The sequence below is a fragment of the Streptomyces sp. NPDC037203 genome (genome assembly GCF_055605065.1).
Genome location: NZ_JBVJUC010000005.1, coordinates 415,885 through 434,247 on the forward strand (window position 1 = coordinate 415,885; position 18,363 = coordinate 434,247).

Annotated in this window: 19 protein-coding genes; 8 read left to right on the forward strand and 11 right to left on the reverse strand. The window is 72.7% G+C overall.

Annotated elements, in window-relative coordinates:
- Window positions 1-73: 73 nt before the first annotated feature.
- Window positions 74-1,846, reverse strand: coding sequence for an acetyl/propionyl/methylcrotonyl-CoA carboxylase subunit alpha (locus ACZ7EC_RS17940; protein WP_471063513.1), 1,773 nt, complete (start codon window positions 1,844-1,846; stop codon window positions 74-76).
- Between the two features lie 342 nt (window positions 1,847-2,188).
- Here ACZ7EC_RS17940 and ACZ7EC_RS17945 point away from each other — a divergent pair, with 342 nt between their 5' ends.
- Window positions 2,189-2,788: a hypothetical protein gene (locus ACZ7EC_RS17945; RefSeq protein ID WP_471063515.1), complete on the forward strand. Its 600-nt coding sequence runs from the start codon at window positions 2,189-2,191 to the stop codon at window positions 2,786-2,788.
- Here ACZ7EC_RS17945 and ACZ7EC_RS17950 read toward each other — a convergent pair.
- From ACZ7EC_RS17950 to ACZ7EC_RS17965, 4 genes are all read right to left on the reverse strand, one after another.
- A complete protein-coding gene (locus ACZ7EC_RS17950; protein WP_471063517.1) occupies window positions 2,760-3,377 on the reverse strand; it encodes a Maf family protein in 618 nt (205 codons plus the stop codon). The genes ACZ7EC_RS17945 and ACZ7EC_RS17950 overlap by 29 nt on opposite strands.
- A 69-nt stretch (window positions 3,378-3,446) precedes the next feature.
- Complete coding sequence (mmpB, locus tag ACZ7EC_RS17955) at window positions 3,447-3,584, reverse strand: morphogenic membrane protein MmpB (RefSeq protein WP_471063519.1); 138 nt, start codon at window positions 3,582-3,584, stop codon at window positions 3,447-3,449.
- Window positions 3,585-3,688: 104 nt separating this feature from the next.
- Window positions 3,689-3,898, reverse strand: coding sequence for an acyl-CoA carboxylase epsilon subunit (locus ACZ7EC_RS17960; protein ID WP_471063521.1), 210 nt, complete (start codon window positions 3,896-3,898; stop codon window positions 3,689-3,691).
- A gap of 25 nt (window positions 3,899-3,923) precedes the next feature.
- A complete protein-coding gene (locus tag ACZ7EC_RS17965) occupies window positions 3,924-5,537 on the reverse strand; it encodes an acyl-CoA carboxylase subunit beta (protein ID WP_471063523.1) in 1,614 nt (537 codons plus the stop codon).
- 110 nt (window positions 5,538-5,647) lie between these two features.
- Between ACZ7EC_RS17965 and ACZ7EC_RS17970 the strand changes: the two genes are divergently transcribed.
- A complete protein-coding gene (locus ACZ7EC_RS17970; RefSeq protein ID WP_471063524.1) occupies window positions 5,648-6,514 on the forward strand; it encodes a biotin--[acetyl-CoA-carboxylase] ligase in 867 nt (288 codons plus the stop codon).
- A 24-nt stretch (window positions 6,515-6,538) separates the two neighbouring features.
- On the opposite strand, the gene ACZ7EC_RS17975 is transcribed toward ACZ7EC_RS17970, so the two are convergent.
- From ACZ7EC_RS17975 to ACZ7EC_RS17985, 3 genes are all read right to left on the reverse strand, one after another.
- Window positions 6,539-7,117 (reverse strand): TetR/AcrR family transcriptional regulator, encoded by a 579-nt coding sequence (locus tag ACZ7EC_RS17975; RefSeq protein WP_471063526.1) that lies wholly within the window; start codon window positions 7,115-7,117, stop codon window positions 6,539-6,541.
- A gap of 79 nt (window positions 7,118-7,196) precedes the next feature.
- Window positions 7,197-8,066, reverse strand: coding sequence for an alpha/beta fold hydrolase (locus ACZ7EC_RS17980; RefSeq protein ID WP_471063528.1), 870 nt, complete (start codon window positions 8,064-8,066; stop codon window positions 7,197-7,199).
- Window positions 8,063-8,956: an SDR family NAD(P)-dependent oxidoreductase gene (locus tag ACZ7EC_RS17985; protein WP_471063530.1), complete on the reverse strand. Its 894-nt coding sequence runs from the start codon at window positions 8,954-8,956 to the stop codon at window positions 8,063-8,065. Before ACZ7EC_RS17985 ends, ACZ7EC_RS17980 begins: the two co-directional genes overlap by 4 nt.
- Before the next feature lie 337 nt (window positions 8,957-9,293).
- Between ACZ7EC_RS17985 and ACZ7EC_RS17990 the strand changes: the two genes are divergently transcribed.
- Window positions 9,294-10,415: an adenylate/guanylate cyclase domain-containing protein gene (locus ACZ7EC_RS17990; RefSeq protein ID WP_471063532.1), complete on the forward strand. Its 1,122-nt coding sequence runs from the start codon at window positions 9,294-9,296 to the stop codon at window positions 10,413-10,415.
- A 4-nt stretch (window positions 10,416-10,419) separates the two neighbouring features.
- Here the strand turns inward: ACZ7EC_RS17990 and ACZ7EC_RS17995 are convergent, their stop codons facing one another.
- Window positions 10,420-11,097 carry a hypothetical protein gene (locus ACZ7EC_RS17995; RefSeq protein WP_471063534.1) on the reverse strand — a complete coding sequence of 226 codons (678 nt, stop codon included), beginning with the start codon at window positions 11,095-11,097 and terminating at the stop codon, window positions 10,420-10,422.
- Window positions 11,098-11,325: 228 nt separating this feature from the next.
- On the opposite strand from ACZ7EC_RS17995, the gene ACZ7EC_RS18000 reads away from it, so the two are divergent.
- The 3 genes from ACZ7EC_RS18000 (at window position 11,326) to hutH (ending at window position 15,094) form a co-directional block, all read left to right on the forward strand.
- Window positions 11,326-12,120 carry an enoyl-CoA hydratase/isomerase family protein gene (locus tag ACZ7EC_RS18000; RefSeq protein WP_471063536.1) on the forward strand — a complete coding sequence of 265 codons (795 nt, stop codon included), beginning with the start codon at window positions 11,326-11,328 and terminating at the stop codon, window positions 12,118-12,120.
- A 182-nt stretch (window positions 12,121-12,302) separates the two neighbouring features.
- Complete coding sequence (locus ACZ7EC_RS18005) at window positions 12,303-13,445, forward strand: GGDEF domain-containing protein (protein WP_471063538.1); 1,143 nt, start codon at window positions 12,303-12,305, stop codon at window positions 13,443-13,445.
- Window positions 13,446-13,540: 95 nt separating this feature from the next.
- Entirely contained in the window at window positions 13,541-15,094 is a 1,554-nt protein-coding gene (hutH, locus tag ACZ7EC_RS18010) for a histidine ammonia-lyase (protein WP_471063643.1), read from the forward strand.
- Window positions 15,095-15,185: 91 nt separating this feature from the next.
- Here the strand turns inward: hutH and ACZ7EC_RS18015 are convergent, their stop codons facing one another.
- Both ACZ7EC_RS18015 and ACZ7EC_RS18020 read right to left on the reverse strand, forming a co-directional pair.
- Complete coding sequence (locus tag ACZ7EC_RS18015; protein ID WP_471063540.1) at window positions 15,186-15,968, reverse strand: hypothetical protein; 783 nt, start codon at window positions 15,966-15,968, stop codon at window positions 15,186-15,188.
- A 43-nt stretch (window positions 15,969-16,011) separates the two neighbouring features.
- A complete protein-coding gene (locus ACZ7EC_RS18020) occupies window positions 16,012-16,347 on the reverse strand; it encodes an LAETG motif-containing sortase-dependent surface protein (protein ID WP_471063542.1) in 336 nt (111 codons plus the stop codon).
- Between the two features lie 109 nt (window positions 16,348-16,456).
- Here ACZ7EC_RS18020 and ACZ7EC_RS18025 point away from each other — a divergent pair, with 109 nt between their 5' ends.
- Together ACZ7EC_RS18025 and ACZ7EC_RS18030 are read left to right on the forward strand one after the other, a co-directional pair.
- The gene (locus tag ACZ7EC_RS18025; RefSeq protein WP_471063544.1) at window positions 16,457-16,798 is read left to right on the forward strand and encodes a hypothetical protein; all 342 of its coding nucleotides are present in this window, start codon (window positions 16,457-16,459) and stop codon (window positions 16,796-16,798) included.
- 216 nt (window positions 16,799-17,014) lie between these two features.
- Window positions 17,015-18,262 (forward strand): L,D-transpeptidase, encoded by a 1,248-nt coding sequence (locus tag ACZ7EC_RS18030; RefSeq protein ID WP_471063546.1) that lies wholly within the window; start codon window positions 17,015-17,017, stop codon window positions 18,260-18,262.
- Window positions 18,263-18,363 lie beyond the last annotated feature (101 nt).

Below are 18,363 nucleotides of genomic sequence, written 5' to 3' on the forward strand. Positions count from 1 at the left end.
ACAGCCCTCGCGACAACGAACCGGCCCCCAGCGCACAGCGCCAGGGGCCGGTTCACGGACGTACGAGCGGGCGTCAGTCCTTGATCTCGCAGATCGCGGCGCCCGAAGTGATGGACGCGCCGATCTCCGCGACCAGGCCCTTGACCGTGCCGGCCTTGTGGGCGTTCAGGGGCTGCTCCATCTTCATGGCCTCCAGGACGACGACCAGGTCGCCCTCCTTGACCTCCTGGCCCTCCTCGACGGCCACCTTGACGATGGTGCCCTGCATCGGGGAGGCGAGGGTGTCGCCGGAGGCCACGGGGCCGGACTTCTTGGCGGCGCGGCGCTTGGGCTTGGCGCCCGCCGCGAGGCCGGTACGGGCCAGCGACATGCCCAGCGAGGACGGCAGAGAGACCTCCAGGCGCTTGCCGCCGACCTCGACCACCACGGTCTCGCGGCCCGCGTCCTCCTCCGCCTCGGCGTCGGCCGGCGCCGCGAACGGCTTGATCTCGTTGACGAATTCCGTCTCGATCCAGCGGGTGTGGACCTTGAAGGGGTCCGTGGAACCGGTGAGTTCGGGGGCGAAGGCGGGGTCCCGGACCACCACGCGGTGGAACGGGATCGCCGTGGCCATGCCCTCGACCTGGAACTCGTCCAGCGCCCGCGCGGCCCGCTCCAGGGCCTCCTTGCGGGTACGGCCGGTCACGACCAGCTTGGCGAGGAGCGAGTCCCACGCCGGGCCGATGACCGAGCCCGACTCCACACCGGCGTCCAGCCGGACACCGGGACCGGACGGCGGGTCGAACGTGGTGACCGTACCGGGCGCGGGCAGGAAGTTGCGGCCCGGATCCTCGCCGTTGATGCGGAACTCGAAGGAGTGACCACGCAGCTCCGGGTCGCCGTACCCGAGCTCCTCGCCGTCGGCGATGCGGAACATCTCGCGGACCAGGTCGATGCCGGCGACCTCCTCGGTCACCGGGTGCTCGACCTGGAGGCGGGTGTTGACCTCCAGGAAGGAGATCGTGCCGTCCTGGCCGACCAGGAACTCACAGGTGCCCGCGCCCTCGTAGCGGGCCTCCTTGAGGATGGCCTTGGAGGCGCGGTACAGCTCGGCGACCTGCTCCTCGGAGAGGAACGGCGCCGGTGCCTCCTCCACGAGCTTCTGGTGGCGGCGCTGGAGCGAGCAGTCACGGGTGGACACGACGACCACATTGCCGTGCTTGTCCGCCAGGCACTGGGTCTCCACGTGCCGCGGACGGTCCAGGTAGCGCTCCACGAAGCACTCGCCGCGCCCGAAGGCGGCGACCGCCTCGCGCACCGCCGAGTCGTACAGCTCCGGCACCTCTTCGAGGGTGCGGGCGACCTTCAGGCCGCGGCCGCCGCCGCCGAACGCCGCCTTGATGGCGATCGGCAGACCATGCTCCTCGGCGAAGGCGACGACCTCGTCGGCGCCCGAGACCGGGTCGGACGTGCCGGCCACCAGGGGCGCGCCGGCGCGCTGGGCGATGTGCCGGGCGGCCACCTTGTCGCCCAGGTCGCGGATGGCCTGCGGCGGCGGGCCGATCCAGTTCAGACCGGCGTCGATGACGGCCTGCGCGAACTCGGCGTTCTCCGAGAGGAAGCCGTAGCCCGGATGGATGGCGTCCGCGCCGGACTCACGGGCCGCGTTCAGGACCTTCTCGATGTCCAGGTAGCTGGTTGCCGGTGTGTCACCGCCCAGGGCGAACGCCTCATCCGCAGCGCGGACATGCAGAGCGTCCCGGTCCGGGTCCGCGTAGACGGCAACGCTCGCGATCCCCGCGTCCCGGCAGGCCCGAGCCACCCGGACAGCGATTTCGCCACGGTTGGCGATGAGCACCTTGCGCACGATTGAGGCTCCCTCCTTGAAACAAGCCGAGTTTAGGGACTGCCGACACGCCTCTTCGACCCGTCCCCAATGGTGAGCTTGCCCACACGGAGCGTGATGCGGGGCTCGCCCGACCCGCGAAAGTCCCCGTGGCACCTTGCTACGCAGGACTCCTCCGGAAAACCCTAGCCCTGCCATGTGGCCAAGGTCTCTGTAAGGGCGTGCTGCGGCCCACTCTGTTTCTTTGTCGAGTCCCTACGAATGGCCCAATGATTCTTTGCTGGCGCACGAACCCTTGTCCCCTGGTTTACCCGTTAGTAGCGTTCGCTCTGTCCGGACGTACTGCGGGTAACCGAGGGGTCGGTGGGGCGGGTGGTGCGCAGAATCGTGGCGTGGGTGGTGGCCGTCGTCCTCCTCGTGGAGGCGCTCGGCATCGGGGCGCTGAACTGGTTCCTCGGCGTCGTCGTGGAGCGGCAGAAGATGTCGATGGCCGGTCTGGACCCGCATCTGATGTCCACGTCCTCGAAGATCGGCGGCGTCGTCTTCGGCCTCTACTTCCTGCTGTGCGCCCTGGTCGCCCTGCTGGTGGCGGTCCGCGACCGCGCCCCGGCCGGCTTCGGGCGCGTCGTGCTGATCAGCGCGGCGGTCGTACACGGCCTGCTGGGCGCCTTCGCCTGGGGCCTGGTGAACGCGACGGCCTTCCTGGTGATGGTCGTGGTGCTGGCGCTCCTGGTGCTGCTCCTGGTGTCGTACGACCGCGACGGCGGCCCGGCCGGGACCGCGCCCGGCGGGGACGGCGGGGCGGGCGGCGACCCGAGGGCCGCGGACGAGCCGGTGGACGCGCCCGCCGCCGCGCCGGGCGAGCCGGCCGCCGGGCACCCGGCGCGACCGCGGGACGGGGACGACGAGCCGCAGGACGCCGTCCCCGAGCGGCTCAGCCGGCCGGTGCCCACAAGTCCGTGATGCCGACGCCCAGTTCGGCGAGCAGCTTGCGCACCAGGGGCAGGCTGATGCCGATCACATTGCCGTGGTCGCCGTCGATGCCCTCGATGAACGGCGCGGAACGGCCGTCCAGGGTGAACGCCCCGGCGACATGGAGGGGCTCGCCGGAGGCCACGTAGGCGGCGACCTCCTCGTCACTGGGCTCGCCGAAGCGTACGACGGTGGAGGCGGTCGCCGAGACATAGCGCTTGGCCGCCGTGTCCCAGACGCAATGCCCCGTCTGGAGGACACCGGCCCGGCCGCGCATGGACTTCCAGCGGGCGGTGGCCTCGTCGGCGTCCGCGGGCTTGCCGAGCGCCTGCCCGTCCAGCTCCAGCACCGAGTCGCAGCCGATCACCAGGGCGCCCTGCACGTCCGGCAGCGCCGCCACGACGGACGCCTTGGCCTCGGCGAGGGCGAGCGCCAGTTCGGCCGGGGTGGGGGCGGTGACGGCGTCCTCGTCGACCCCGCTCACGATGACCTCGGGCGTGAGGCCCGCCTGCCGGAGCAGGCCGAGGCGGGCGGGGGACTGGGAGGCGAGCACGAGTCGCCTGCGGTGTGTTGCGGTCATGCGGTCAGGTTAGTCACCCGGTTGCCGATCAGCGCGTGTCGCCCGTGAACGGGCTCGGCCGGCGGCGGCTCAGCGCAGGCCCATGAGCGCGGCGACGACCATGGCCGCGGTCATGGCCACGGCCATGAGGACACCGAGCCGCCGCAGCATGTCCTGCGCGTCGCGCAGTTCCTTCGGCGGTTCGTCTTCCGGATCTGACCACAGCACTCGTCCAGCGTGCGGGTGACGGGTCGCCGGGCGCCTGAGTAGCCGTACTCAGATAGGCGCCCGGTCTCCGCCAGCGGGCGCGGTTTCCCGCGCCCCTGAGCGTTCTAGCCCGGCCAGTAGGTGCGGCTCCAGGCCGCCGCGCCCGCACGGGGGAGGCGGGCGGCGGCGATGCGGGCCGGGTCGGACCACGCGTCCTTCGGGCCCTGCGCGCCGGGCGACGCGGTCGCCGCCGCGGCGGCGCGGGCGCGGACCACCGCCAGGGCGGCGGCCAGCTCCTCGGGGGTCGGGTTGCCTCGTACGACCTTGATCGTCATGTCGGCTCCTGTCGGTCGGCCGGGCCTAGAGGGGGATGTTGCCGTGCTTCTTCGGGGGCAGTGATTCCCGCTTGGTGCGCAGCTGACGCAGGCCCCGGACGATGTGGGCGCGGGTGTCGGACGGCATGATCACCGCGTCGACGTAGCCGCGTTCGGCCGCCACGTAGGGGTTGAGGAGGGTGTCCTCGTACTCCTGGATCAGCCGGGCCCGTACGGCCTCCACGTCCTCGCCGCTCGCGGCCGCCTCGGCGAGGGTGCGCCGGTGCAGGATGTTGACCGCGCCCTGGGCGCCCATGACGGCGATCTGGGCGGTCGGCCAGGCGAGGTTGAGGTCGGCGCCCAGGTGCTTGGAGCCCATCACGTCGTAGGCGCCGCCGAAGGCCTTGCGGGTGATCACGGTGATCAGCGGGACGGTGGCCTCGGCGTAGGCGTAGATCAGCTTGGCGCCGCGCCGGATGATGCCCTCGTGCTCCTGGCCGACGCCCGGCAGGAAGCCGGGCACGTCCACGAAGGTGAGCACCGGCAGGTTGAACGCGTCGCAGGTGCGCACGAAGCGGGCGGCCTTCTCGGAGGCGTCGATGTCCAGGCAGCCCGCGAACTGCATCGGCTGGTTGGCGACGACGCCCACCGGGTGCCCCTCGACCCGGCCGAACCCGGTGACGATGTTCGGCGCGAACAGGGCCTGCGTCTCGAAGAACTCGCCGTCGTCCACGACGTGTTCGACCACCGTGCGGATGTCGTACGGCTGGTTGGCGCTGTCCGGGACCAGGGTGTCCAGCTCGCGGTCCTCGTCGCTGACGGCGAGGTCCGCCTCCTCCGGGAAGACCGGGGGCTCGGAGAGGTTGTTGGACGGCAGGTACGACAGCAGCTGCTTGATGTACTCGATGGCGTCCTTCTCGTCCCCGGCCATGTGGTGGGCCACACCGGAGACGGCGTTGTGGGTACGGGCGCCGCCCAGCTCCTCGAAGCCCACGTCCTCGCCGGTGACGGTCTTGATCACGTCGGGGCCGGTGATGAACATGTGCGAGGTCTGGTCGACCATGACCGTGAAGTCGGTGATGGCCGGGGAGTACACCGCGCCGCCCGCGCAGGGACCGACGACCAGGGAGATCTGCGGGATCACACCGGAGGCGTGGGTGTTTCGGCGGAAGATCTCGCCATAGGCGCCGAGCGAGGCGACGCCCTCCTGGATGCGGGCGCCGCCCGAGTCGTTGATCCCGATGACCGGGCAGCCGGTCTTCAGGGCGAAGTCCATGACTTTGACGATCTTCTGGCCGTACACCTCGCCGAGGGCGCCGCCGAAGACGGTGAAGTCCTGGGAGAACACGGCGACCGGCCGGCCGTCGACCGTTCCGTAGCCGGTGACGACACCGTCGCCGTAGGGCCGGTTCCGCTCCAGGCCGAAGTTGGTGGAGCGGTGCTGGGCGAACTCGTCCAGCTCGACGAACGACCCCTCGTCCAGAAGCAGTTCGATCCGCTCACGGGCGGTCAGCTTGCCCTTGGCGTGCTGCTTCTCGACGGCGCGCTCCGAGCCGGCGTGCGTCGCCTCGTGGATGCGCCGCTGGAGATCCGCGAGCTTGCCCGCGGTCGTGTGAATGTCGATCCCTTGGATCTCTTGACGCTCTTCCGGCTCGGACATCGGGATGCGGCTCCCTGCCTGCTCAAAAGGGGGGACGGTTACTCGTTCGTAGAGTAGTGCCGGGGCTACCGATCAGCACTGCGTCGTTTGCCACACCTAGGGTGGCTTGCATGACGCCCCGAGATGCAGCAGACGACACCCCCGGCCGCTGGTCCGATCTGGACCGCCCGCCGCTGAACGAGACTGCCCTGCGCCGCGCGTTGGTGCGCGAGGGCGGGCTGTGGTCCGGCCTGGAGGTGGTGCAGCGCACCGGCTCCACCAACAACGACCTCGTGGCCCGCGCCGAGGCCGGCCCGGTGGCCGAGGGCACGGTGCTGGTCGCGGAGGAGCAGATCGCCGGGAAGGGCCGCCTGGACCGCCGCTGGACGGCGCCGCCGCGCTCCGGACTCTTCGTCTCGGTGCTGCTGCGGCCCTCGGAGGTGCCGGTGGACCGCTGGGGGTGGCTGCCGTTGCTCACCGGCGTCGCGGTGGCGACCGGGCTGGCGCGGGCGGCGGGCGTGGACACGGCGCTGAAGTGGCCGAACGACCTGCTGGTGACGGTCGGCGGGGAGGAGCGCAAGGCGGGCGGCATCCTGCTGGAGCGGGCCGGCGAGGACGGTGTCGTCATCGGCTTCGGCCTCAATGTGTCGCTGCGCGCCGAGGAACTGCCGGTGGCGCGGGCGGGGTCGCTGCTGCTGGCCGGCGCGGTGAGCACGGACCGCGACACGCTGCTGCGGGCGGTGCTGCGCTCCCTGGAGGACTGGTACGGCCGCTGGCGCGCGGCGGGCGGCGACCCCTCGGTGTCCGGCCTCCAGGAGGCATACGCGGCCGGCTGCGCGACGCTCGGGCGCACGGTGCGGGCGCAGCTGCCGGGCGATCGCGACCTGGTCGGCGAGGCGGTGGCCGTGGACGGCGACGGCCGCCTGGTCATCGCGACCTCGGAGGGCGTCCAGGAACCGGTCGGAGCGGGCGACATCGTGCACTTGCGCCCGGCGTGAGGTTCGGGAATCGCCGGACGGGTCCTAGGGACGGGGCGTGGTGCGGGCGCCGTTGAAGAAGGTGGTCAGGTAGCGGTGGGCCGTGCGGAGGCGGGACGCCGTGTCGCCGCCGTGGAGGTTCACGGCGTGCGCGATACCGCACATCAGCGGCACGAGATCCGCCGCGGTGAGGTCGGCGCGGACCGCGCCCGCCGCGTGCGCCCGGTCGAGGAGTTCCGTGCCGGCCGTCGTGAGCGCCCGCTTGAGCTCGGCCGTACGCGGCAACGCGTCCACCGTCGCCGCCGCGACCGGCGCCAGCGCCGCATCCGTGACCTGCGCCTCCACGACACGCGCCAGGAACCCCTCCAGCGCGCGCAGCGGATCGGTGTCGGCCAGCGCCCTGCCACCGTGCTCCGCGAGACCTTCCAGGCAGGGCGCCGCCACGGTCTCCAGCAGCGCCTCGGGCGTGGCGAAGTGCCGGTAGACGGTACCGACCCCGAGCCCCGCCCGCCGCGCGACATCGTTGAGCTGGAGCGCGGCGCCCTCGTCCACCAGTTCGCGGGCTATGGCGACGATCCGGTCCCAGTTCCGGGCGGCGTCCTTGCGCAGCTGCGTGCTCGTCATGGGGGCAGTCCAGATCGCTCGTCTCGCGGTGTCGGTTCGGCGTTCGATCGTACGCGGAGCGTTCGGGCCGCCGAGGCCGTCAGCTCCGGCACCCCTGCGCGCCGAGGAAGCCCGTGATCAGCTCCAGCCACCGCTGGGGCCGCTCCAGGAAGGGCAGGTGCCCGGTGGCCAGCTCGGCGGTGCGCGCGCCGGGGACGGCCGCGGCCAGCTCGTGCTGGAGGGCGGCCGGTATCAGGGGGTCGGCGGTGGTGACCACGACCAGCGTGGGGACGTCGAGCGAACCGAGGTCGGCCCGGACGTCGGCGCGGCGGACCAGGTCGACCTGGGCGCCGGTACCGGCCGGCAGCGCCGCCGCGGTCCGCGCGGCGGCCTCGCGCACCTGGGCCGGGGTGAGGGTGTTCAGCACCGGAGTGCTCAGGGCCAGGTGGGTCAGGTACTGGGCGAGCAGGACGTGCTGCCCGGACTCGTACAGCTGCTGCCAGATCGCGGCGGCCAGTTCGGTGCGGGTGTCCAGCCGGGCGAAGGCCGCGCTCAGCACGAGCGCGGTGACCCGGCCGGGGTGCCGGACCGCCGCCCTGATCGCGACCGGCCCGCCGAGCGAGTAACCGCAGAGCGCGAACGTGTCGAGCCCCTCCGCGTCCGCCGCCGCGACGAGCTGGTCGGCCAGCTCGTCGAGTCCGAGGGGCGTGGGCGCGGCGGGCGTGTGCCCCGAGCCGGGGTAGTCGACGCCGACGACGGTGTGCCGGGCGGCGAGTCCTTCCATGAGCGGTCCGTAGTTGGCCTCGACGCCGCCGCCCGCGCCGTGCGCGAGGAGGAGGCCGGTCCCGGAGCCGCGGACGGTGCGGGCATAGGCGGTCGGGGCGGTGTCGGTCACGGTGATGTCCTTGTCGGTCGGTGCGGCGGCGGGCGCGCCGGCCAGGAGGCCGGGATCGGTCGTGGGGCCGGTCATGGACGTGGGCCCACCGGCGCGTGGGCCTCGCTGAGCCGTCGTACGGCCTCGGCGAGACGGGGGTCGGCCGCGTGGCGGAACGGGGCGACCGGGAGCGCCTCGGGCCCGATGACGACGCCGGTCCTGCCGGTGAGGGCGCCGTCGGTGGCGGCGGTGATCGAGGGTCTGGCCGCCGTGGACGCCGGGCCGGAGGTGGCGCGGGCGAACCTGCGCCGTACCAGCGGCCACAGCAGCCGCAGGGCGGGGGAGACGATCCGGGGATCGGTCAGGGTGCCGTCGGTCATGCCGGTCGCCGCGCCTCCGGGATCGGCCGCGAAGACCGAGACGCCCGTGCCATCCAGCCGGGCGGCCAGCTCCAGGGTGTACGCGAGGTTGGCGAGCTTGGCGCGTCCGTAGTGGTGGAAGCCGTAATAGCCGCCGGGCGGTTCGACCGCGTCGAAGTGCCGCTTGGCGACGCCGACCGCGCCCGAGGTGACGTTCACGATCCTGCTCGGCGCGCCGGCCCTCAGCGTGGGCAGCAGCAGCTCCGTCAGCAGGTAGGGCGAGAGGTGGTTGACGGCGAACGACGCCTCGACGCCCTCCACGATCCGCCGCTCGGGGAACATCGCTCCGACGTTGTTGACCAGCAGCGCCAGCGGCTCCCCCGAGGCGGCGTGCTCGTCGGCGATCTGCGCCGCGAGCGAGCGCACCTGGTCGAGCGAGGAGAGGTCGGCGCACAGGAACCGCCCGGACCGCGCCGGGTTCACCGCGCCGATCCGCTCGACCGCCCTGGCGCCCCGCACCCGGTCGCGCCCGACCACGGTCACCGCGAACCCGGCCGCCGCCAGCCCGAGGGCCGTCTCCAGCCCGATCCCTCCCGTCCCACCCGTCACCACAGCCGTCTCCGACATGAGCGCCTCCACCCTGAAACGAGACCAGAAAGCGGATAGATAATCCGCTTGACGGCACCGGACGCTAGCACATAAGCGGATTACCTATCCGCTTGTTCTCCGGGTGCCCGCACCGCCCGCGCCGGTCCCGCAGGTGCGCACAGCGACTTCACCCCCCAAGCTGATGGCGGGGGCCCGTGGCCGCAGGCCCCGGCAAGGGCGTCGGCACCGACCCCGCACACGGCCCGGCACCGGACCGGCAGACCTCGGCCGAACCCGACGGAGTGAGCTGGCGCACACCTGCCGTAGAGTTGGGGCCGGTCGTACCTGACCGCGGCAGATCGGAAGGGCAGCAGGCGTGACCGTCGACGACACGGGCCCCGGCGAGCAGGACCGGACGGACCCCAGCGCCGCCGACTCCGGCGAGGACCCGCTCGCGCTCCGTCTCGAACAGCTCATCCTGGGCGCCGAGCGCCGCTACACCCCTTTCCAGGCCGCCCGCAGCGCCGGCGTCTCCATGGAACTGGCGTCCCGCTTCTGGCGGGCGATGGGCTTCGCGGACATAGGCCAGGCCAAGGCCCTCACCGAAGCCGACGTCCTCGCCCTGCGCCGCCTCGCCGGTCTCGTCGAGGCGGGGCTGCTCAGCGAGGCCATGGCCGTGCAGGTGGCCCGCTCCACCGGGCAGACCACCGCCCGGCTGGCCGAGTGGCAGATCGATTCCTTCCTGGAGGGCCTGACCGAGCCCCCCGAGCCCGGTATGACCCGCACCGAGGTGACGTACCCCCTGGTCGAGCTGCTGCTCCCGGAGCTGGAGGAGTTCCTGGTCTACGTCTGGCGGCGGCAGCTCGCCGCCGCGACCGGGCGCGTCGTCCAGGCCGCGGACGACGAGGAGATGGTGGACCGGCGGCTCGCCGTCGGCTTCGCCGACCTCGTCGGGTTCACCCGCCTGACCCGCCGCATGGAGGAGGAGGAACTCGGCGAACTCGTCGAGGCATTCGAGACCACCGCGGCCGATCTGGTGGCCGCGCGCGGCGGTCGGCTCATCAAGACCCTCGGCGACGAGGTCCTGTTCGCCGCGGACGACGCGGGCACGGCCGCGGACATCGCGCTGCGCCTGGTGGAGACGCTGGCGAACGACGAGACGATGCCCGAACTGCGCGTCGGCATGGCGTTCGGCACCGTGACCACCCGGATGGGCGATGTGTTCGGGACCACGGTGAACCTGGCCTCCCGGCTGACCTCCATAGCCCCGCGCGACGCCGTCCTGATGGACAGCGCGTTCGCGCAGGAACTGATCCGCACCGGCGAGGCGCCCGCCTCGGAGGCGGCGGCGGCCGAGGCCGCGGCGGCCGCCGAGAAGGAGGGCGAGGAGCCGCCGTCGTACCGCTTCGCGCTCCGGCCGATGTGGCAGCGTCCGGTGCGCGGCCTCGGCGTGGTCGAGCCGTGGCTGCTCACCCGCAGGGACGAGCAGCAGCAATAGGCCGTCAGTCTCCCCGGCCGCCGAGGACGTTCACGTCCACGCAGAGGGCGATGATCGGCAGGCACAGGCCGCCCGGAGCGGGCGCGGGGGTGACGTGGGTCGGCGCGGGCGCCGGTGTCGTCGGCGGGGCCGGGTGCGAGGTCGGCGCGGGAGGCGCCGGTGCGGTGGCCGTGGGCCGGGGCGGGGTCCTCGGCGCGGTGCTCGTTCCGGGCGCCGGTGGCGTCCCGTGACCCGAACCGCCCGAACCGCCCGGACCGCCCGAGCCCCCTGAGCCGTCGGGGCCCGTGGAGTCTTTCGCCCCGGCCCCGGTGGGTGGCGCGGACGTCCGTCCGTCCGGGCCGGTGGCCGCCGGGGGCAGCGTCTGAGGGCCGGCGGTCAGGGCGCCGGTGGCGGTCGCAGCCGTAGGGCCGCCGCTCCGGAAGACGCCGGTCGCCGCGCCACCGCCCCCGGCGCCGCCGGGGCCGGGCCGGGGTTCGGCCGCCGCGGTGCCGGGAGCGCCGACGCCGGACTCCGGGGTCATGCGGACCAGGCTGAGCACCCCGGCCGCGAGGACGAGTCCGCCCGCGGCGAGCAGGGCCCTGCGGGGCCGGGGTTTACGGTGCCGTCCGCGACGAAGGCCGGCGAGCCAGCGGCCCGGCTCCACCGCCCTTGCCCGGTCCGTCCGCGTACGTGTCTCCGCCATGCCCGTTCTCCCCCCACAGCTCCCCACCGGTGCGCGCGGCCCCCCGCGCTCCCTTCGCGCCCCCACCGCGCAGCGCACGCTATGCGCTCGTGTGGGTGATGTGGGGCGAGACGGCCGGGATGTCACTCGAACGGGCGTAGCGGTACGGGGTTTCCTGTGATCGGGTGCGGCTGCGATGATCGGGCCGACAGGGGTTAACCCGCGTTAACACGTGTACCGGAGGAAGCGATGAGCGAGGCGCGGTTCGGGGAGTTCGTGCTGGTACGGCGGCACGGGTACGTCGCGGAGCTGGTCCTGGACCGGCCCAAGGCGATGAACGCCGTCTCCACCGGGATGGCCCGTTCGATCGCGGACGCCTGTACGGCGCTGGGGTCGGACCGGGACGCACGGGTGGTCGTCCTCACCTCGTCGCACGAGCGGGCGTTCTGCGTCGGCGCGGACCTCAAGGAGCGCAACTCCTTCAGCGACGCGGACCTGGTGCGGCAGCGGCCGGTGGCGCGGGGCGCGTACACCGGCGTGCTGGAGCTGCCGATGCCGACGATCGCGGCGGTGCACGGGTTCGCGCTGGGCGGCGGGTTCGAGCTGGCGCTGTCCTGCGACCTGATCGTGGCCGACCGTACGGCCGTGGTGGGGCTGCCCGAGGTGTCCGTGGGCGTGATTCCGGGCGGCGGCGGCACGCAGCTGCTGCCCCGGCGGGTCGGCGCCGCGCGGGCGGCCGAGCTGATCTTCTCGGCGCGGCGCCTGGAGGCGGCGGAAGCCGGCGGGATGGGCCTGGTGGACCACGTGGTCGAGGAGGGCCGGGACCGGGAGGAGGCGCTGGAGCTGGCGGCGCGCATCGCCGCGAACTCCCCGGTGGGCCTGCGCGCGGCGAAGCGGGCGCTGCGGCTGGGGCAGGGCCTCGACCTGCGGGCCGGGCTGGAGGTCGAGGACGCGGCATGGCGGTCGGTGGCCTTCTCCGGAGACCGCGCGGAGGGTGTCGCCGCCTTCAACGAGAAGCGGAAGCCGCAGTGGCCGGGGGAGTAGACGCAGGCGTCCATTCCGGTCTACACGCGCCGGACCGGCTGACCTGCGCAGGGAGCCCCGGCCGAGCCGGGTAGGCCGGACGGGCACGGAAGCTCGCGGGGTCTGCTGGTCCACTCCTGAACAAACCCCCTATTCGCCGCACTCGTATACCTATCTGACAAAATCCTCCCTAGCCTGGAGTAATGGGCGACGACGAGCGGCTGGCCGCAGTGGTGGCGTTGGCGCAGGGGATGGCCGCGGCGCGCACACCCGAGGACTCCTGGCACGCCGCCGCGCTCGGCGCCTGCCACGCGCTGGACGGCAGCTTCGCCGCGCTGTCGGTGTGGGAGCGCGAGCTGGGCCGGCTGCGGGTCCTGGTGAACGTGGGGGACCGGTGCCCGGACGAGGAGGAGTTCCCCGAGGCCGAGTCGTACCCGGTGCACCAGTTCCCGGAGATCACCGAGTTCCTGCACGAGCGCTGGGCCGGTGGCGGCGGCCCCAACGCCTGGGTGGAGACCGCCGAGGGCACCGCGGCCGGCGTCCCCGGCTACTTCCACCGGCGCGTCGCCGCCCTGCGCCGCCGCGGTCGCGGCTGCTGTGTCGTCGCCCCCGTCGTGCTGCACGGCCGGGCGTGGGGCGAGGTGTACGTCGCCCGCGCCGTCGGAGCCCCGGTGTTCGGCCGTCCGGACGCCGACTTCGCGACCGTGCTCGCCGCCGTCGTCGCCGCGGGGCTCGCACAGACCGAGCGCCTGGAGGAGGCCCGCCGGCTCGCCTACACCGACGCCCTGACCGGCCTCGCCAACCGCCGCGCCGTCGATGTCCACCTCGACGAGGCGCTCGAACGGCACCGCGCGGACGGCGTCGTCGTCAGCCTCGTGGTCTGCGACCTCAACGGGCTCAAGCGGGTCAACGACACGCAGGGTCACTCCGTCGGCGACCGGCTCCTCGAACGCTTCGGCTCGGTGCTGTCCCTGTGCGGCGCGATGGTGCCGGGCGCGCTGGCCGCGCGGCTGGGTGGGGACGAGTTCTGCCTCCTCGCGGTCGGGCCGCCCGCCGACGCCGTGGTCAAGGCGGCGGACGAACTGTGCCGTCGAGCGGGCGAGTTGGAGCTGGGGGAGGGGGTGGCCTGCGGGGTCGCCTCGACCGAGGACCCGATCGGCCCGGTGGCCGACGGCCGGCGGCTGTTCCGCCTCGCGGACGCCGCGCAGTACCGTGCCAAGGCGATGCGCGCCGACCGCCCCGTGGTCGCCGGGCGCGAGGGCCCCGACGACCCCGTCGTCCGCCTCGCCGACGCGCCGCCCCCGCCGCGCGCCGAGCGGCGCCGCTTCCGCGGCCGCAACCCCTGAGGGCTGCGACGAAGCCCACATCACCGGGTAAGGGGCGCACCCCGCCTCCACTAGTGACAGCGCCGCATTCAATGCGTACGCTCCTGAATATGGATATGCACACTGTGGTGGTGGGGACGTCCGGTGTCTCGGCGTCCGACGTTCTCGCCGTGGCGCGCGGCGCTGCCCGCATCGAGCTGTCGGAGGAGGCCGTGGCCGCGCTGGCCGCGGCCCGCGAGATCGTCGACGCGCTGGCGGCCAAGCCGGATCCGGTCTACGGCGTCTCCACCGGTTTCGGCGCGCTGGCGACCCGGCACATCAGCCCGGAACTCCGCGCCCAGCTGCAGCGCAACATCGTCCGCTCGCACGCCGCCGGCATGGGTCCGCGGGTGGAGCGGGAAGTCGTACGGGCCCTGATGTTCCTGCGCCTGAAGACCGTCTGCTCGGGACACACCGGCGTGCGCCCCGAGGTCGCGCAGACCATGGCCGACGTGCTCAACGCCGGAATCACGCCGGTCGTGCACGAGTACGGTTCCCTCGGCTGCTCCGGCGACCTCGCCCCGCTGTCCCACTGCGCCCTGACCCTGATGGGCGAGGGCGACGCCGAGGGTCCCGACGGCGTCGTACGGCCCGCCGGCGAACTGCTCGCCGAGCACGGCATCCAGCCCGTCGAGCTGCGCGAGAAGGAGGGCCTGGCCCTGCTCAACGGCACCGACGGCATGCTCGGCATGCTGATCATGGCCCTCGCCGACCTCGACACCCTCTACAAGTCCGCCGACATCACGGCCGCCCTCAGCCTGGAGGCGCTGCTCGGCACCGACAAGGTGCTCGCGCCCGAACTGCACGCCATCCGCCCGCACCCCGGTCAGGCCGCCGCGGCCGCCAACATGCTGGCCGTGCTGGAGGGTTCCCAGCTCACCGGGCACCACCAGGACGACGCCCCGCGCGTCCAGGACGCCTACTCGGTGCGCTGCGCCCCGCAGGTCGCGGGCGCCGGCCGGGACACCATGGCGCACGCCCGCCTGGTCGCCGAGCGCGAGCTGGCCGCCGCCGTGGACAACCCGGTGGTGCTGCCCGGCGACACCTCTGGGGAAGGGCGCGTGGAGTCCAACGGCAATTTCCACGGCGCACCCGTGGCCTACGTGTTGGACTTCCTCGCCGTCGCCGCCGCCGACCTCGGCTCCATCACCGAGCGCCGCACCGACCGGCTGCTCGACAAGAACCGCAGCCACGGCCTGCCGCCGTTCCTCGCCGACGACGCCGGCGTGGACTCCGGTCTGATGATCGCCCAGTACACGCAGGCCGCCCTGGTCAGCGAGATGAAGCGGCTCGCCGTACCGGCCTCCGCCGACTCCATCCCGTCCTCCGCGATGCAGGAGGACCACGTCTCCATGGGCTGGTCGGCCGCGCGCAAGCTGCGCACCGCCGTGGACAACCTCACCCGCATCATCGCCGTCGAGCTGTACACGGCCACCCGCGCCCTCGAACTGCGCGAGGGCCTGAGCCCGGCGCCCGCCTCCCGCGCCGTGATCGAGGCCGTCCGCGCCGCCGGTGTCCAGGGCCCCGGCCCGGACCGCTTCCTGGCTCCCGACCTGGCCGCGGCCGACGCCTTCGTGCGCGGCGGCCACCTGGTCGAGGCCGTGGAGAAGGTCACCGGCCCGCTCCGGTAGGCCGGACCGTTTCGGTAGCCGGCCCGCTCCGGCAGACGGCCGGCAACCGGCATGCACAGGGGCCCTGTCGACCCTCAGGGCCCCTTCGCCGTCACGTCAGCCTGGCGTCCTGCGCCCGCACGACCGCCGGCGTCACCGTGTACGGCTTCCTGGCCATCATCGCGCCCAGGTTCGACGTGAAGTAGACGGACAGGGTGGAGCCGTGCCGGTCCACCTCGGCGTGCACGGGCGCCGTGCCCCCGCCGTCCCCGCCGCCCTCTTCCATGGTCGCGGCGAACGCCACCGAGGCGTCCCCGCCGCCCGCGGGCTTCTCCCCGGCCACCGCGGTGAACTTCACCGAGGTGCCCGCCTGCCGGCCGGTGAAGCCGCCCGCGCACGCCTTCAGGGCGGCGGACAGCGACGCCAGGGCCCGCTCGGCGCCGTCCCCGTCGTACGACGCGAGCGTCACCGTGGTGACGTCCCGGTCGAGGGACTCCTGCATCGTCTCCTCGAACTCGCCCTCGTCCAGGTCGTCCAGGGACGTGGGCTTGGGCGAGGGCCGCTTCTTCGCGTTCTCGGTGACCATGCGGTCGGTGCTCGCGGGCGCGGCGGTGGGCGGGAGCCCGCTCATCACCCGCGTCAGCGGGTCGCAGGGCGCCTTGCCGGTGGTGATCCGCTTGGCGCGGCTCTCGGGCACCGCCCCGACCTGGTAGCCGGGCAGCGCGTCCTGAGTGACGATCAGCTTCCGCAACGCGGCGGCGCTCAGCGCCTTCCGCGCCGGCTTCCGATCCGGGGTGTCCTTCGATCCTCCGTCAGAACAGCCCGTGACAAGGGCGAACGACAGTGCGCTCACGGCGACGGTGACGCACAGCCGGGCGCCCGATGATCTCTTCATGGGGCGAACTATGTAATCCCTGTGAAAGCTCAGTCAAGGGAGATTAAAAACCAAGGCGTTCGCGGCGCACCGAATACACCACGAATCCGGCGCCCAGGGCGAGGAAGAGGCTCCCGCCGACGATGTACGGCGTGGTGTCCGGGCTCCCGGTGTCGGCGAGCCGGGCGCCGTCCGCCGTCGCCGGAACGGTTCTGGTGGCCGCCGTCGTCACCGCGCTCGCCTGCTCGGTGGCGGGCTGGGAGAAGGTCGTGACGGAGCCGGCCGCCACGTCCCGCGCCGGTTCCTCCTGGGACGCGTGCGCGGACGGGACGAACCACAGGGCGCACAGCAGAGTGCCCGCGGCGGTGGCGGTCAGCAGCGGACGGCGAGCGGATGACACGGAATATCGATCCCCTTGTGACGCTGGCGAATTGGCCGGGTGAGCCGATGTTAGTGAAAGTCGCGGGTCACGGGAAAGTCACGGGAGGTTTCAGCCGTACGCTCCCGCCATGAGCGATGAAGAGACATCACGGTATGTACGGCTTCGGGTGGAGCTGGTGGTCGAGGTCCTGGACGACGACGAGGTGACCGGGGCCGCGCTGCGCCGGCTCGCCGCCGACCCGGAACTGCCCGAATCCGAGCGGGACCAGGCCGAGGGCGCTGTGACGGAGGACACCGCGGAGGCCCTCGCCTATCTCGTGGACCCGTTCGACCTGGTCAGCGCGGTGCCCGGCGTGGAGCTCCAGCAGGCTTCCTGGTCGAGTGAGCGGATCGACTACGACCCGGACTCGCCCGAATGGGACCTCGACGGCGACGATGAGGAGGACGACGAAGAGGACGCCGTCGGCTGAACGCCCGGGAGCGGGTCGAACCCCGGACGGCGAGAGCCGTCCGGGGTTTCTCGTGCCGGGGGCGCACGGACGACGGCTCATCACCCCCGCCCGGAGACGTGGCGTGCCCCACAGATCCAGTGGTTCCGGAACGGGCCGTACCGCCCGTAGCGTTGAAGGTTCTTGCGGGGGACTCTCGGGGTTATCTGCGACTCGGCGACGATGGAGAAGCTTGTGATGACGGACGGTAAGCGGCGCAAGGGCCTGGTGGCCGCGTCCGCGCTGCTCGGCGGTGTGCTGATGCTCTCGGCCTGCTCCGGAGGAGACAAGGCCGCGGCCCACGGCGGCGGTGAATCATCGCAGGCCCAGGCCGACGCGGCGGCCGCCAAGAAGTCGTCCGAGGCGCAGATCGCGGTCACCCCGAAGGACGGCTCGGACAACGCGTCGATCAACAACTCCGGCACCGTCACCGTCAGCAAGGGCACGCTCACCGGCGTCACCATGACCACCGAGGACGGCAAGACCGTCGCCGGCCGGCTCTCCGCGGACAAGCTGAGCTGGAAGCCCGCCGTCCAGCTGGAGCGCTCCACGACCTACAAGATCGCCGCGACGGCCAAGGACTCCCAGGGCCGCATAGCCCACGAGAACGCGTCCTTCACCACCGTCTCCCCGGCGAACAGCTTCATCGGCACGTACACCCCCGACAACGGCTCGACCGTCGGCGTGGGCATGCCGGTCTCGATCAACTTCGACAAGGCGATCACCAACAAGGCGGCCGTGCAGAAGGGCATCACGGTCAGCTCCAGCAGCGGCCAGGAGGTCGCCTGCCACTGGTTCAACGCCAACCGCATGGACTGCCGCCCCCAGGACTACTGGAAGGAAGGCTCCACCGTCACCCTGAAGCTCGCCCTCGACGGCGTGCAGGGCGCGAACGGCGTCTACGGCGTCCAGCAGAAGACGGTCACCTTCCACATCGGCCGCAACCAGGTCTCCTACGTCGACGCGCAGACCCACCAGATGAAGGTCACGCAGGACGGCAAGGTCGTCAAGACCATCCCGATCTCCGCCGGCGCCCCCGACCACACCACGTACGAGGGCCGGATGGTGATCTCCGAGAAGTTCAAGCAGACCCGCATGAACGGCGCGACCGTCGGCTTCACCGACGACGACGGCAAGGGCGAGTACGACATCAAGGACGTGCCCCACGCCATGCGCCTGACCACCTCCGGCACCTTCATCCACGGCAACTACTGGGGCGCCCCCTCGGTGTTCGGCAGCGTCAACACCAGCCACGGCTGCGTCGGCCTGCAGGACGCCAAGGGCGCGGGCGACCCGAACACCCCGGCCGCCTGGTTCTACGACCATTCGCTGATCGGTGACGTCGTGGTGGTCCAGCACACCGGCGACAAGACCGTCGCCCCGGACAACGGCCTCAACGGCTGGAACATGGACTGGGCCCAGTGGAAGGCCGGTTCGGCCGTCTGAGCCGCCCCCGACAGCCCCTCGAGTGCCGCCCCTGCGGGGGCGGCACCGCTGTTTCCGGGGTTTCTTATCCAGCTCTCACAGTGGACTCAGCCCGCCGTCAC

What these genes read in the sequence shown, in the direction of transcription:
- ACZ7EC_RS17950 (WP_471063517.1), bottom strand. Translation starts at nt 3,377, where the DNA reads ATGACCGCAACACACCGCAGGCGACTCGTGCTCGCCTCCCAGTCCCCC.
- ACZ7EC_RS17960 (WP_471063521.1), bottom strand. Translation starts at nt 3,898, where the DNA reads ATGACGATCAAGGTCGTACGAGGCAACCCGACCCCCGAGGAGCTGGCC.
- ACZ7EC_RS18025 (WP_471063544.1), top strand. Translation starts at nt 16,457, where the DNA reads ATGAGCGATGAAGAGACATCACGGTATGTACGGCTTCGGGTGGAGCTG.
- ACZ7EC_RS17995 (WP_471063534.1), bottom strand. Translation starts at nt 11,097, where the DNA reads ATGGCGGAGACACGTACGCGGACGGACCGGGCAAGGGCGGTGGAGCCG.
- ACZ7EC_RS17965 (WP_471063523.1), bottom strand. Translation starts at nt 5,537, where the DNA reads ATGTCCGAGCCGGAAGAGCGTCAAGAGATCCAAGGGATCGACATTCAC.
- ACZ7EC_RS18015 (WP_471063540.1), bottom strand. Translation starts at nt 15,968, where the DNA reads ATGAAGAGATCATCGGGCGCCCGGCTGTGCGTCACCGTCGCCGTGAGC.
- ACZ7EC_RS18005 (WP_471063538.1), top strand. Translation starts at nt 12,303, where the DNA reads ATGGGCGACGACGAGCGGCTGGCCGCAGTGGTGGCGTTGGCGCAGGGG.
- ACZ7EC_RS17970 (WP_471063524.1), top strand. Translation starts at nt 5,648, where the DNA reads ATGACGCCCCGAGATGCAGCAGACGACACCCCCGGCCGCTGGTCCGAT.
- ACZ7EC_RS17985 (WP_471063530.1), bottom strand. Translation starts at nt 8,956, where the DNA reads ATGTCGGAGACGGCTGTGGTGACGGGTGGGACGGGAGGGATCGGGCTG.
- ACZ7EC_RS17980 (WP_471063528.1), bottom strand. Translation starts at nt 8,066, where the DNA reads ATGACCGGCCCCACGACCGATCCCGGCCTCCTGGCCGGCGCGCCCGCC.
- ACZ7EC_RS18000 (WP_471063536.1), top strand. Translation starts at nt 11,326, where the DNA reads ATGAGCGAGGCGCGGTTCGGGGAGTTCGTGCTGGTACGGCGGCACGGG.
- ACZ7EC_RS18030 (WP_471063546.1), top strand. Translation starts at nt 17,015, where the DNA reads ATGACGGACGGTAAGCGGCGCAAGGGCCTGGTGGCCGCGTCCGCGCTG.
- hutH (WP_471063643.1), top strand. Translation starts at nt 13,541, where the DNA reads ATGCACACTGTGGTGGTGGGGACGTCCGGTGTCTCGGCGTCCGACGTT.
- ACZ7EC_RS17975 (WP_471063526.1), bottom strand. Translation starts at nt 7,117, where the DNA reads ATGACGAGCACGCAGCTGCGCAAGGACGCCGCCCGGAACTGGGACCGG.